Annotated in this window: 12 protein-coding genes and 1 pseudogene; 4 read left to right on the forward strand and 9 right to left on the reverse strand. The window is 68.3% G+C overall.

Annotated elements, in window-relative coordinates; genetic code table 11:
- Positions 1-81: 81 nt before the first annotated feature.
- Positions 82-1,185 carry a succinyl-diaminopimelate desuccinylase gene (gene dapE / locus RF650_RS04220; protein ID WP_064846067.1) on the reverse strand — a complete coding sequence of 368 codons (1,104 nt, stop codon included), beginning with the start codon at positions 1,183-1,185 and terminating at the stop codon, positions 82-84.
- A 133-nt stretch (positions 1,186-1,318) separates the two neighbouring features.
- Here dapE and dapD point away from each other — a divergent pair, with 133 nt between their 5' ends.
- Both dapD and galE read left to right on the forward strand, forming a co-directional pair.
- The gene (gene dapD, locus RF650_RS04225; protein ID WP_368814150.1) at positions 1,319-2,290 is read left to right on the forward strand and encodes a 2,3,4,5-tetrahydropyridine-2,6-dicarboxylate N-succinyltransferase; all 972 of its coding nucleotides are present in this window, start codon (positions 1,319-1,321) and stop codon (positions 2,288-2,290) included.
- Positions 2,291-2,402: 112 nt separating this feature from the next.
- Positions 2,403-3,419: a UDP-glucose 4-epimerase GalE gene (galE, locus tag RF650_RS04230; protein ID WP_368814151.1), complete on the forward strand. Its 1,017-nt coding sequence runs from the start codon at positions 2,403-2,405 to the stop codon at positions 3,417-3,419.
- Between the two features lie 148 nt (positions 3,420-3,567).
- Here galE and RF650_RS04235 read toward each other — a convergent pair whose 3' ends face one another.
- The 7 genes and pseudogenes from RF650_RS04235 to RF650_RS04265 form a co-directional block, all read right to left on the reverse strand.
- Positions 3,568-4,869, reverse strand: a complete 1,302-nt coding sequence (locus RF650_RS04235; protein ID WP_131332596.1) for a citrate synthase — start codon at positions 4,867-4,869, stop codon at positions 3,568-3,570.
- Between the two features lie 175 nt (positions 4,870-5,044).
- Complete coding sequence (gene dapC / locus RF650_RS04240; RefSeq protein WP_368814152.1) at positions 5,045-6,190, reverse strand: succinyldiaminopimelate transaminase; 1,146 nt, start codon at positions 6,188-6,190, stop codon at positions 5,045-5,047.
- A gap of 4 nt (positions 6,191-6,194) precedes the next feature.
- A complete protein-coding gene (gene fdxA / locus RF650_RS04245; RefSeq protein WP_131332594.1) occupies positions 6,195-6,518 on the reverse strand; it encodes a ferredoxin in 324 nt (107 codons plus the stop codon).
- Between the two features lie 62 nt (positions 6,519-6,580).
- Positions 6,581-7,066: a hypothetical protein gene (locus RF650_RS04250; RefSeq protein ID WP_240505702.1), complete on the reverse strand. Its 486-nt coding sequence runs from the start codon at positions 7,064-7,066 to the stop codon at positions 6,581-6,583.
- A complete protein-coding gene (locus RF650_RS04255) occupies positions 7,063-7,920 on the reverse strand; it encodes a PIG-L family deacetylase (RefSeq protein ID WP_368814153.1) in 858 nt (285 codons plus the stop codon). Before RF650_RS04255 ends, RF650_RS04250 begins: the two co-directional genes overlap by 4 nt.
- Positions 7,921-7,970: 50 nt before the next feature.
- Entirely contained in the window at positions 7,971-9,878 is a 1,908-nt protein-coding gene (gene typA, locus RF650_RS04260; protein WP_064846062.1) for a translational GTPase TypA, read from the reverse strand.
- 101 nt (positions 9,879-9,979) lie between these two features.
- Positions 9,980-12,037 (reverse strand): annotated as a pseudogene (locus RF650_RS04265) (alpha/beta fold hydrolase).
- Positions 12,038-12,115: 78 nt separating this feature from the next.
- Here RF650_RS04265 and RF650_RS04270 point away from each other — a divergent pair.
- Positions 12,116-12,826 (forward strand): AzlC family ABC transporter permease, encoded by a 711-nt coding sequence (locus tag RF650_RS04270; protein WP_368814154.1) that lies wholly within the window; start codon positions 12,116-12,118, stop codon positions 12,824-12,826.
- Between the two features lies 1 nt (position 12,827).
- Positions 12,828-13,127, forward strand: a complete 300-nt coding sequence (locus RF650_RS04275; protein ID WP_313361878.1) for an AzlD domain-containing protein — start codon at positions 12,828-12,830, stop codon at positions 13,125-13,127.
- Between the two features lie 192 nt (positions 13,128-13,319).
- On the opposite strand, the gene RF650_RS04280 is transcribed toward RF650_RS04275, so the two are convergent.
- On the reverse strand, positions 13,320-13,470 hold a 151-nt coding region (locus tag RF650_RS04280), incomplete at its 5' end, for a transposase (protein WP_368814157.1).

Here is a 13,470-nt window from a genome sequence, read left to right on the forward strand (position 1 = left end):
GAACTCCCCTGCGGCATGCAACGCGGTGAGTACTCGAGCCAACCTCTCCCGCCGCGGATCGGATACCCGATCACCCCGCGCTCAGGACAACCAGGACGCGAGCGCACGGTGGCAGGCCCGGACGGCGTCGTCGAACACGTGCTCGTCGTCGGTGTGGGCGAGCAGGGCGTCCCCGGGGCCGAAGTTCACGGCGGGCACCCCGGCCTCCGAGAAGCGGGCGACGTCCGTCCAGCCGTACTTGGGCATGGGCTCCCGCCCCACGGCGGCCACGAACTGCGCGGCGGAGGGCCGGTCCAGCCCGGGACGGGCCGCCGGCGAGAGGTCCTGCCACTCGAGCTCGTACCCGGTGAAGACCTCGCGCATGTGGTCCTGTGCCTGCTCGAGGGACTTGTCCGGGGCGAAGCGGTAGTTGACCTCGACCCACGCGGTGTCCGGGATCACGTTGCCCGCGACTCCCCCGCCGATCCGGATCGCATTGAGCCCTTCGCGGTAGTCGAGGCCCTCCACGGTCACGGTGCGCGCCTCGTACGCGCTCAGCCGGGCCAGGACGTCCGCCTGCTTGTGGATCGCGTTCTCCCCGATCCACGAGCGCCCGGAGTGGGCGGCCTTGCCGTGGGTCGTGATCCGGAAACGCATGGTGCCGTTGCACCCGCCCTCCACGGTCCCGTTGGTCGGTTCGAGCAGCACCGCGAAGTCCGCCTCGAGCAGTTCGGGGCTGTTGCGCATCACGCGGCCCAGCCCGCTCGCATCGCTCGAGACCTCTTCGTGGTCGTAGAACACGTAGGTGACGTCCCGGTTGGGCTCGGTGAGTTCGTGCGCGAGCACCAGTTGGACGGCCACACCGCCCTTCATGTCGGTGGTGCCGCGGCCGTAGATCACGTCCCCGTCCGCTTCCCGACGCCGCGTGGCCGGGACCCCGCCCAGCGATCCCTCCACGGTGGGCAGGGGCACGGTGTCCAGGTGGCCGGCGAGGATCACGCGTTCGTCTCTGCCGCGGTCCGTGCGGGCGATCACGGTGTCCCCGTCCCGGTGGACACTGAGATGGGGCAGAGCGCGCAGGGCTGTTTCGACGGCGTCGGCCAGGGGGCCCTCGTGATCGGACACGGACTCCACGTCCACGAGCGCGGCGGTCAGATCCGCGGGATCCATGGTGAGGTCGAGGGTCACGGAAGCGTCTGAGCTCATGCGTGCCAGCCTACAGTTCGCCCCTGCGCCCCGCAGTGGGCGTCGCGGTCGGCTGCCGAGGGGCCTCAATGACGAGCCGCGTGGGCCGGGTCATCTACACCGGGGGTCACGGGGCATCTTTTAGGATGGGCCCATGACTTCAACGAGCGAGAGCACCGAGAATTCCCGTATCGCCTCCGGAGTGGGGCTGGCCACCGTGGTGGACTCCGGCGAGCGGGAGGGGACCGTGCTGGACGTCTTCTACCCGGCGCCGAGCCTGAGCGCCAACCCGGACACGAGCTACGAGGCGGATCTGCGCGTGGCCGCCACCACGGACCCGGATCGCAACGTGCGGTCCGAGATCGTGACCACCGTGATCAACCTGGACGACGCACCCCAGGACGCCGCGGACGCCTACTTGCGCCTGCACCTGCTGTCCCACCGCTTGGTGCGGCCCAACACCCTCAACCTGGACGGCGTCTTCGGCAAGCTCGCGAACGTGGCGTGGACCAGCCGCGGTCCCGTGCTCGCGGAGGAACTGACCCGCTCCCTGCTGCGCCTGCGCGCCGGCGGGACCGTGACCGTGCTCGGCGTGGACAAGTTCCCGCGCATGGTCGATTACGTGGTGCCCTCGGGTGTGCGCATCGGTGACGCGGACCGCGTGCGCCTCGGTGCCTACCTGGGCGAGGGCACCACCGTGATGCACGAGGGGTTCGTGAACTTCAACGCCGGCACGCTCGGCGAGGCCATGGTCGAGGGCCGGATCTCCGCCGGCGTCGTGGTCCAGGACCACACGGACGTGGGCGGCGGCGCATCCATCATGGGCACGCTGTCCGGCGGCGGCAAGCAGCGGATCACGCTGGGCCAGCGCTGCCTGCTGGGCGCCAACGCGGGCGTGGGCATCTCCCTGGGTGACGACTGCGTCGTCGAGGCCGGCCTGTATGTCACCGCCGGTACCCGCGTGAGCCTCATCGAGGGTGACGCCGAACCCCGCGTGGTCAAGGCGTCCGAGCTCTCCGGCGTGAACAACCTGCTGTTCCGCCGCAACTCCACCAACGGCGCCGTGGAGGCGCTGCCCCGCCAGGGCAGCACGGTGGAGCTCAACGCCGCACTGCACGCCAATTGATCCCCGCCGTCGCGCGTCCACGGATCGCGACGACGACGCCGCTCGGCCGGGTCCCGCAGCTCGCGGGCCCGGCCGCGCGTTTTCGTGAGGTCCACTGGATAGGGTGGGGACCATGAAGATTCTTGTCACCGGGGGAACCGGGTACATCGGCTCGCACACGGTTCTGGCGCTGCTCGAGGCGGGGCACGACGTCGTCGTCCTGGACAACCTGTCCAATTCGACCAAGACGTCGCTCGAGCGGGTGGCGGAACTCGCCGGACGCGACGTCGCGGCGTTCGAAGAGGTGCACCTGCTGGACCGCGAGGGTCTGGACCGCGTGTTCGCGCAGCACCGCCCGGACGCCGTGATCCACTTCGCGGGGCTCAAGGCCGTGGGGGAATCGGCGCAGAAGCCGCTGTGGTACTACACGAACAACGTCAGCGGGACCGTGAACCTGTTGTGGGCCATGGAGGAGAACGGGTGCCGCAGCATAGTGTTCTCGTCCTCGGCCACCGTGTACGGCGCCCCGGAGACCATGCCGCTGACCGAGAAGCTGTCCATGGACGCGCAGAACCCGTACGGCCGTACCAAGGAACACATCGAGGACATGCTCACGGACCTCGCGGCCTCCGATGACCGCTGGTCCGTGGCCCTCCTGCGCTACTTCAACCCCGTGGGCGCGCACGAGTCCGGGCGGATCGGTGAGGACCCCTCGGGGATCCCCAACAACCTCATGCCGTTCGTCGCGCAGGTGGCCGTGGGCCGGCGCGAGAAGCTCATGGTCTTCGGCGACGACTACCCCACCCCGGACGGCACCGGCGTGCGCGACTACATCCACGTGGTGGACCTCGCGGACGGACACCTACGTGCTCTGGACCGGATCAGCCGGGACCACGGCGTGCACGTGTGGAACCTGGGCACCGGCCGCGGCTACTCCGTGCTGGAGGTCCGCGAGGCATTCCAGAAGGCCTCGGGCCGGGAGATCCCCTATGAGATCGCCCCGCGCCGCCCCGGCGACGCCGCTGTGTCCTACGCCGATCCCTCCTCCGCCCTCGCCGAACTGGGCTGGTCCGCGGACCGGGACATCGACACCATGTGCCGGGACCACTGGAACTGGCAGAAGAACAACCCGAACGGTTACGACGGCTGAGCCGAGCGGCGGCGTCGTCGGGTAGCGGGCGCGGCGCGCGCTGACGTCGGCCCGGCCCTCCGGAGCCGCCGCGCGTCACCGCCCCGCACCGACGAACGAGCCCCGATCACCGAACGGTGATCGGGGCTCGTCGGTTTGACCGGGGAACTCAGTTGGCGGTCGGGTAGTGGCGTTCACCCTCGCCCACGTAGAGCTGGCGGGGGCGGCCGATCTTGGTCTCGGGGTCCTCGATCATCTCGCGCCACTGCGCGATCCAGCCGGGCAGGCGGCCGATCGCGAAGAGCACGGTGAACATCTTCTCGGGGAAGCCCATGGCCTTGTAGATCAATCCCGTGTAGAAGTCCACGTTCGGGTAGAGCTTGCGCTCCACGAAGTAGTCGTCCGCGAGGGCCTTCTCCTCCAGGCCGATGGCCAGGTCCAGCAGCTCGTTGTTGCCGCCCATCTTGGCCAGGACGTCGTGCGCGTAGCCCTTGATGATGCGGGCACGGGGATCGTAGTTCTTGTAGACACGGTGCCCGAACCCCATGAGGCGGACGCCGTCCTCCTTGTTCTTGACCTTCTCCATGAACTCGTCCGCGGAGAGCCCACGGTTCTGGATCTGGTCCAGCATGGCCAGCACGGCCTCATTGGCACCGCCGTGCAGCGGGCCGTAGAGGGCGTTGATGCCCGCGGAGACGGACGCGAACATGTTGGCGTGGGAGGAACCCACCAGGCGCACCGTGGAGGTGGAGCAGTTCTGCTCGTGGTCCGCGTGCAGCATGAACAGGATGTCCAGGGTCTTGGCGACCACCGGGTCCACCTCGTAGTCCTCGGCGGGCACACCGAAGCACATGCGCAGGAAGTTCTCCGCGTAGTTGAGGTTGTTGTGGGGGTACAGCTGCGGCTCGCCCACGGACTTCTTGTACGCGTACGCGGCCAGAGTGGGGACCTTTGCGAGCAGGCGGATGGTGGAGATCTCCACCTGCTCCTTGTTGAACGGGTCCAGGGAGTCCGAGTAGAAGGTGGACAGCGCGGACACGGCCGAGGACAGCACGGGCATGGGGTGCGCGGAGCGGGGGAAGCCGTTGAAGAACATCTTGATGTCCTCGTGCACCATGGTGTGCGTGGTGATGCGGTGCTGGAAGTCCTCGTACTGCTCACGCGTGGGAAGCTCGCCGTAGATCAGCAGGTAGGCGGTCTCCAGGAAGTTGGAGTGCTCCGCAAGCTCCTCGATGGGGTAGCCGCGATAGCGCAGGATGCCCTGGGCGCCATCGATGTAGGTCACGGTGGAGCGCGTGTTCGCGGTGTTCACGAACCCGGGGTCGAAGCTGACGTTGCCGGTCTCCTTGAGCAGGGAGCCCACGCCGTAGCCCTTGTTGCCCTCGGTCACCTCCAGCACGGGGAGCTCGAGGGACTTGCCCTTCTCGTAGTTCAGCTCCACCTTGTCGGTGGACTTCTTGGCCTCTGCCATGATGTGTCCTTCACGGTTCGCTAGGTGTTCCACGACGGGTTCGCGGTGCGGTTCACCCCCACGCCGTCGTGGCGGTTCGGGTCGGTGCGCACCGGGCGGGAACACGTTGTCATTCCCCACCAACCTACCCGTTGGTGTGATCGGGATTCCACTTGCCCACCCGTGTGCGACGGGCTCAGACGGCGCCTGAGAGCCGTTGCACGGCGGCCGCCATGCGCTCGTCGCTCGCGGTCAGGGACAGCCGCACGTAGCCGTGCCCGGCGTCCCCGTAGAAGGTCCCGGGGCCCACCACGATGCCCAGGCGGGCGAAGCGTTCCACGGTGTCCCACGTGTCCTCACCGGCGGTGGCCCACAGGTACAGGCCGGCCTCGGAATGCTCGATCGTGAGCCCGAAGGCCTCCACGGCGGGCTTGAGTGCCTCGCGCCGCTGCCGGTAGAGGTTCTTCTGCGCCGTCACGTGCGCGGTGTCCCCCAGGGCCACGCGCATGGCTTCCTGCACGGGATAGGGCACGATCATCCCGGCGTGCTTGCGCGAGTTGATGAGCGAGGGCATCAGCGCGGGGTCACCCGTGAGGAACGCCGCGCGGTAGCCCGCGAGGTTCGACTGCTTGGACAGCGAGTACGCGCTGAACAGCAGGGACGTGTCCCCGCCGCTCACGCGCGGGTCCAGGACGGACGGCACGGGTTCGCCACCGCGTGCGGGATCCCACTGACCCCAGCCGAGCTCGGCGTAGCACTCGTCGGAGACCACCACGGCCCCCTGCGAGCGGGCCTGGTCCACGAGCCGCTTGAGACTCTGCGCGTCCCGCACGATGCCCGTGGGATTGCCCGGCGAGTTGACCCACACCATGCGCACGCGCTCGCGCACCGAGGGCTCGAGCTCGTCCAGCGAGTCCGCGGCCACGGCCTCGGCGCCGGCGATCTGCGCCCCGATGTCGTACGTGGGGTAGGCGACCACGGGACGCACTACGACGTCGCCCCGGCCCAGACCCAGCAACAGCGGCAGCCACGCGACGAGTTCCTTGGACCCCACCGTGGGCATCACGGCGTCCGGGTCCAGATCGGGCACACCGCGACGATCGGCGAACCACGCGGCCACGGCCTCCCGCAGCGCGGGGGTCCCGTGCGTCGTGGGATACCCGGGGGCGTCCGCGGCGGCGGCGAGTGCATCCTGGATCACGAGCGGCGTGGGGTCCACCGGGGTCCCGATGGACAGGTCCACCACACCATCCGGGTGCTCCTGCGCGGTCCGGCGGTACGGCGCGAGGGAGTTCCAGGGGTAGTCGGGCAGGTTCAGACCGAATCCGCGGGCCACGCTCACCGGATCAGTCCTGGTTCTGCGGGGGCAGTTCCGCGATCATGGGGTGGTCCTTGTGGGTGTTGCCGAGCTTGGCGGCCCCACCCGGAGAGCCCAGATCGTCGAAGAACTCCACGTTCGCCTTGTAGTACTCGGCCCATTCCTCGGGGAGGTCGTCCTCGTAGTAGATGGCCTCCACGGGGCACACCGGTTCGCACGCACCGCAGTCCACACACTCGTCCGGGTGGATGTACAGGGATCGCTCGCCCTCGTAGATGCAGTCCACGGGACATTCCTCCACGCAGGCCTTGTCCTTGACATCCACGCACGGCTGCGCAATTACGTAAGTCACGGTTGACGAACCTCTCCTTCTGTTCCCAAGTCCTCGACCATTCTAGCGGCGGGCATTCGAGGCTACCGCGCCCGCGAGCGCACCAGCCAATGCCCCGTAACAATCACGGAGGCCATGACCGCCACGAAGATCACGGCGAACCACAGCAACCCCACGATCCCCACGGGCTCGGCCCATGTGGTGACCACGAGCGCCGAGCCCTCTCGCAGGTACGCGGTGGCCCAGGCGATCACGTACGTCACGAGCCCTGGGACGGCAGCCGCCCACACGCGCCGGGTCGCGGTACCGCACCACACGCTCGCGCACAGCAGCAGCGCCCCGGAGAATACGAGCCCCCACGGGAGCCACCAGCCGTCCAGGTACCAGATGTTGGCGTGCATGGCCGTGGCCACCGCTCCCGCCACGAGTCCCGTGAGCAGTGCCGTCACCAACGACGACGCCGCTCCCGGCCGTTGCTTCTCGGCTCCCCCGGGCGCGTGGTCGCCGGCGGTCTGCACGGCCGGGGCGCTCTCCCACGGGGCGGTGCGGCGCAGTCCGGACGCGCTCATTGTCCGCCCCGGCGTAACAGGCGGAACGTCTCGGTGGCACTGAGGGTCTGCGGCACGCCGTTGGACAGCTCGTACGTGGTGCCCTGCGGGTCCTCGCCCAGGGTGATCTGTGTGGCGTGCGCCGCCATTGCGGCGCGCTTCACCGCCAGATCACCGTGGATCGCCGCTTGCGGCCGTTCGTCCGAGGGGTTCACGTCGCTCTCGATCCCCCACGTCAGGGGGACGTCCCACGCGTCGTGGGCGGTGTCCGGTGCTGACGCTGCGAGGTCCACGGCGCGCAGCGTGACCCCGTGCGTGGCCACGTGGTCCGGGTGACCGTACCCGCCGTCGTCGTCGTACGTGATCACGGCGTGGGGACGCACCGCACGGATAGCTGCGGCCACGTGGGCGGCGGCCTCCTGCGGATCCGCCGCCGTGAGCGCTGCGGGTGAGACGTCCTCGGCGGGCTGCGGGCGGCCGTCGGGCCCCCAGCTCATCCCGGAATCCACGTACTTGTCCGCGCCGTTGGCGAAACCCTCGGTGGGATCGTGGGCGGGGGGCTCCCCCGCGAAGAACCGGTCCGCGAGCCCCATGGCGGCCGCGGCGGCGTCGAGCTCACCCACGCGGTAGAGCCCCAGCGCGGTGCCGTCGGTGTCCGGGCACCCGGGTTGGCCCACCTCGAGATGACGCAGGGCGGGCGGGATAACCTCACCGCGTTCGCCGCGCGTCACGGTCAGCAACACCGTGGTGGCGCCCAGCGCGCCGTAGTACCCGATGGATACGCCCGTGACGATGGCTTCGTCGTCCGGGTGGGCGTGCACCCACAACACACGAGCCCGGGCGGGGTCCACGCCCCCGGGGAGCAGTGTCTCCACCGCCCCCTCGGTCGCGTGTCCCCCGCCCGGGTATCGAGGATCGGCCACGATCAGGCGCGCGCCCGCTGCCGGGCGACCTTGAGGCGCTCGTTGGCGTCCAGGACCACCTTGCGGATGCGGATGGCCTCCGGGGTGACCTCCACGCACTCGTCCTCGCGCGCGAACTCGAGGGACTCCTCGAGCGTGAGCTTGCGCGGGGGCGTGAGGTTCTCGAAGCTGTCCGCCGTGGACGAGCGCATGTTGGTGAGCTTCTTCTCCTTGGTGATGTTCACGTCCATGTCGTCCGCGCGGGAGTTCTCACCCACGATCATGCCCTCGTAGACCTCGGAGGTGGGCTCCACGAAGAACGAGCCGCGCTCCTGCAGGTTGATCATGGCGTACGGGGTGACCACACCGGCGCGGTCCGCGATCATGGAACCGTTGGTGCGGTACTCGATCTCCCCGGCCCACGGCTCGTAGCCGTCCGCGTAGGAGGACGCGATGCCCGCGCCACGGGTCTCCGTGAGGAACTTGGTGCGGAAGCCGATCAGACCGCGCGAGGGGACCTTGAACTCCATGCGCACCCACCCGGTGCCGTGGTTGCTCATGCCCTCCATGCGGCCCTTGCGCGCGGCCATGAGCTGGGTGATCGCACCCAGGAACTCGTCCGGAGCATCGATCGTCATGTGCTCGTAGGGCTCGTGCACCTTGCCGTCCACGGTCCTGGTGACCACCTGTGGTTTGCCCGCGGTGATCTCGAAGCCCTCGCGGCGCATCTGCTCCACGAGGATGGCCAGGGCCAGCTCACCGCGGCCCTGCACCTCCCACGCGTCCGGGCGCTGGGTGGGCAGCACGCGCAGCGAGACGTTACCGATGAGCTCCTTGTCCAGGCGGTCCTTGACCTGGCGCGCGGTGACCTTGGCCCCCTTGACGCGTCCGGCCAAGGGCGACGTGTTGATCCCGATGGTCATGGAGATCGCGGGATCGTCCACCGTGATCAGCGGCAGCGGCTCGGGGTTCTCGAGGTCCGTGAGGGTCTCACCGATGGTGATGTCCTCGATCCCGGCCACGGCCACGATCTCACCGGGCCCGGCGCTCTCCGCGGGCACCCGGTCCAGGCCCTTGGTGGCCAGCAGTTCGGAGATGCGCACGCTCTTGAGGGTTCCGTCGTGACGCGCCCACGCCACGGTCTGGCCCTTCTTCAGCGTCCCGTTGAAGATGCGCAGCAGGGCCAGGCGACCCAGGAACGGGGAGGCGTCCAGGTTGGTCACGTGCGCCTGCAGCACGCCGTCCGGGTTGTAGGACGGCGCGGGGATGTGCTCGATGATGGTGCGGAACAGCGGCTCGAGGTCCTCATTGTCCGGCAGTTCGCCGTTGCCGGGCTGGTCGGTGGAGGCACGGCCGGCCTTGCCGGAGGCGTAGACCACGGGCACGTCCAGGACGGCGTCCAGGTCCAGGTCCGGGTGGTCCTCGGCGATGTCCGAGGCCAGGCCCAGCAGCAGGTCCATGGTGTCGGAGACGACCTCGTCGATCCGGGCGTCCGGGCGGTCCACCTTGTTGACGACGACGATCACGGGCAGCTTGGCCTCGAGGGCCTTGCGCAGCACGAACCGGGTCTGGGGCAGCGGGCCCTCGGAGGCGTCCACGAGCAGCACGACGCCGTCCACCATGGACAGACCGCGCTCCACCTCGCCACCGAAGTCGGCGTGACCCGGGGTGTCGATCACGTTGATCGTGATGGTCTCACCGTTGGCCGCGGGGCCGTCGTAGAACACCGTGGTGTTCTTGGCCAGGATGGTGATGCCCTTCTCCCGCTCCAGGTCGCCCGAGTCCATGACCCGTTCCTCGACCTCTCCGTGGCTGGAGAACGCGTTCGTCTGCTGGAGCATGGCATCGACGATGGTGGTCTTGCCGTGGTCAACGTGGGCCACGATGGCCACGTTGCGCAGATCGGCGCGCTGGGTGGTGGTTTCAGACATGCACAGGTCTCTCTTCATGAGTGGATGCAGAGGGGAATCGTGGCGATTCTACTCCCCTCCGCCACCACCCGGAGCACACGTGATGCATGTCTCCCGTGTGCTCAGCCGAGCAGTTCGGGGCGCTGCCATTCCTCACCCAGCACGTGTTCGGCCAGGAACGCGAGCACGGTCTCGTACCACGCCCGCGAGTTGGCCGGCTTGAGGATCCAGTGGTTCTCGTCCGGGAAGTACAGGAACCGGTGGCCCTCCACCCGGGTGCGCAGCTGCAGATCGGACCACAGCTCGATGCCCTGAGAGATCGGGACACGGTAGTCCTTGTCCCCGTGGATCACGAGCATGGGGACCTGGATCCGGTCCACGAACCGGTGCGGTGAGTACACGGCGGCCTGGGCCGGGCCCATGGCCTCACGCCACTCGGTGTTGTCCGTGGTGGCACCCATGGAGTCCAAGTTCCACAGGGACGCGTGGGTCACGATGCACCGGAACCGGTCCGCCGTCTGGGTGGCCACTCAGTTGGCCATGTACCCGCCGTAGGAACCGCCCAGCAGGGCTTGGCGCTGGGCATCGATGTCCGCCCGCTGCGTCGTGGCCTCCACGAGGGCCATCACGTCCGTGAACGGCGCCCCGCCCAGCTCCTGCTGACCGCGGTCGATCATGGCCTGTCCGTAACCCGTGGAGATGGCCGGGTCGGGGAACAGCACGGCATAACCGCGGGCCACGAACGGCCACGGATTCCAACGCCAGCTCCACTGGTTGTTGGACGCCCACGGCCCACCGTGAACGAACACGAGCAACGGGTGTTCGGTTCCTTCCCCCTCGGGCAGCGCGAGCCACGCGCGGATGCTCGTCCCGTCCTCGGCGGTCGTGGTGACCTCCTCGAGGCGGCCGGGGACGGCGTCGTCGGGCACGAGACCGTCGATCCGGGTGGGCTCGGCACAGAACTCCCGACCGGACCACGTCACCGCCTCGAGGGGGTGGTCGTAGGTGGCCCGCAGACCGTAGAACGCGTCCCCCACGGGATGGACCGCGCAATAGGTCCACGGCTGCTCGGCACCGCCGGCCAGGACGTCGATCGAGGAGTCCCCGCCCCGCGGGCACGTGACCCGCAGCACGATCCCCCGGCTTTGATAGTCGGACGTGCACACGAAGGAGTCGTCATCGATCCACCGGGATTCCCCCGCCCAGTATTCGTCTGTGGGCACCACTTCCGTGTCCCGACCCGTGCTCAGGTCGTGGACCCACAGCGAGATCTGCAGGTTGACGCCGTCGCGCCACACGACGTCCCGCTCCAGGACGACCCGGCTGCCGTCCGGGGAGACGGGCCCGGGCTCCCACCAGTCCTCCTCGGTGGCGTCCCGGAACAGTTCGGCCTGACCGGCGCCGTCTGCCGTGATCGGCACCCGCCACAGCTGGGACCGTTCCCAGCCCTCCGGCAACCACGCGGTCAACTGTGCGATCAGCCAGGTGCCGTCCGGGGCGACCGAGTAGCGCGTCAACCGCCCGGCGGGCAGATCCACGCGGCGCACGGCCTCCCCCGCGTCCCGGGACTCGGCGAGCGCGGCGGTGTCCACGAACCACAGGGCGGTCTCGGCGGCTGGGAGGTCGTGGTCCCAGTACCGGAACGGCGCGCGGTCGTAGAGCATGGGACTCGCCCCGGATTCCTCACGCAATTCGTGCAGTTCACGGTTGCGGGCGAGCTCGTCCGCCGCACCCTTGGCACTCGGGTACATGCCCGAGAGGAAGAACAGCATGTCCCCGCCCAGCTTGGGGTCCGAGATGCCCTCGGGCATGTCCAGCACCATGCGGGCGTCGCCCCGTTCGGGGAGCAACCACAACCGGGAGCGCTTCTCGTGGTCCCCGTCCATGAGTCGGTCGGACGTGAAGTAGAGCTCCCCCGACGGCGCCGGGCACACCTCTTGGACTCCATGATCACCGGAGGTCAGGGGGACAGGTGCACGATCGCCGTCGGTCGGGCGGGGTACCGACCACGCGTGTTTGACGTAGCGCTTACCGTCTGAGGACAGTTCCTGCCGCAGGGCGATCACCGGGCCGTTCCGGTGTCCGCTCAATCCGGTGAGTCGTGGGGTGGCCACGAGCTGTTCGGGAGTTTCATAACGGGGTGTCATATGAGTCACATTACAGACGTGCCGGTCACGCATAAGCGCCCACGTGTCACCCCAGCCACTAACGTGGCCCTCGGCCACGTGGCGCAGCGGTGGCAGATGGGAGTGGAACGCATGAGTTCGGACAAGGGGACGTTGGCGTGGGCGGTGCGCGTCACGGTTCCCGTGGCCATGGGATACCTGCCGCTCGGGATGGCCTTCGGCGCCTATGCGGTCTCGCTGGGGTTCGCTCCCTACCTGGCGCCCCTCACGGCTCTCGTGGTCTTTGCGGGCTCGATCGAGTTCCTGCTCGTGGGATTGGTCTCGGCGGGAGCGGGCCTGCTACAGATCGCCGTGACCACTCTGCTGGTCAACAGCCGACACATCTTCTACGGCTTCTCCTATCCCACCCACCTGCTGCGTTCGCCCTTCGCCAAGTTCTACGGCCCCTATGCCCTGACCGACGAGGCCTATGCGCTGATCAACAGCGGCGTGCGCCCCACCACGCAGCACGAGCTCATGCTGATCCAGGGCATCTCCCAGTTCTACTGGGTCTTCGGTGCCGCGGTCGGAGCCGTGGCCGGCGGACTCATCCCGGAATCGTTCGACGGTTTCGACTTCGCACTGACCGGGTTGTTCACCCTGTTGTTCGTGAGCGCCCTGAGCGCGGCCTCGCAGCGCGTGATGATCGTGCTCGCTGCCCTGGCCTCCATTGCGGTGGGGCTGCTGCTGCCCCGCGACCTGTTCCTGCTCGGTGCCATGCTGTGCTACGCGGTGCTATGCGTCGTCCTCGTCAAACGCCCACGGCACGGTCGTTCGCCCCAGACCGCGGAAGGCGGCGCCTGAGATGCTCGCAGCCATCGTCGTGTGCGCCGCCGTGACCTATTCGTTGCGCCTGTTCCCCGTGTTGTTGGCCCATCGGTTCCGCGATCGCGAGGACCTGCGGGAGATCTCCACCCTGCTCCCCGCGGGACTCATGTTGATCCTGGTCGCCTATACATTGCTGGAGGCCGATTCCGGGGTGCAGTTGAGCCGATTGATTCTCGCGGCGGTGATTTCCGTGATCGTGAACGCGGTGAGCAAGAATTTCCTGATGGCATTCATCGCGGGATTCGCGGCATATTCATTGTCGGGATTACTCCTGTAAATTGTCGAGATAATTCGAGCGGCCCCGGAAACTCTGAGCCCCACCGCGCAGTGAGTGAGCACACACGCCCCGCGCGCATCTGCGATGAGCCGACGACGGGGTCGCAAGCTCACTCGAACCATTAGATCAAATATTGTTTCCCTATTCTGGTGAGTGCACCCTCAACAAACTCAGGCATACCTAACCGGGCCTTCACAGCTGAGTGTGGGTAGCGGTTCTCCGCCAGGGGCGATGACCGCCTGCGGCGAGCAGAGCCCGTAACCGGTAGTTGTCGAAGTTGCGGAAGCCGCGGGCGACGCGACGCATGGTCTCGATGACGCCATTGACCGCTTCCGTGGGCCCG

The organism is Kocuria sp. CPCC 205297, from assembly GCF_040981035.1.
Taxonomy (GTDB): domain Bacteria; phylum Actinomycetota; class Actinomycetes; order Actinomycetales; family Micrococcaceae; genus Kocuria; species Kocuria marina.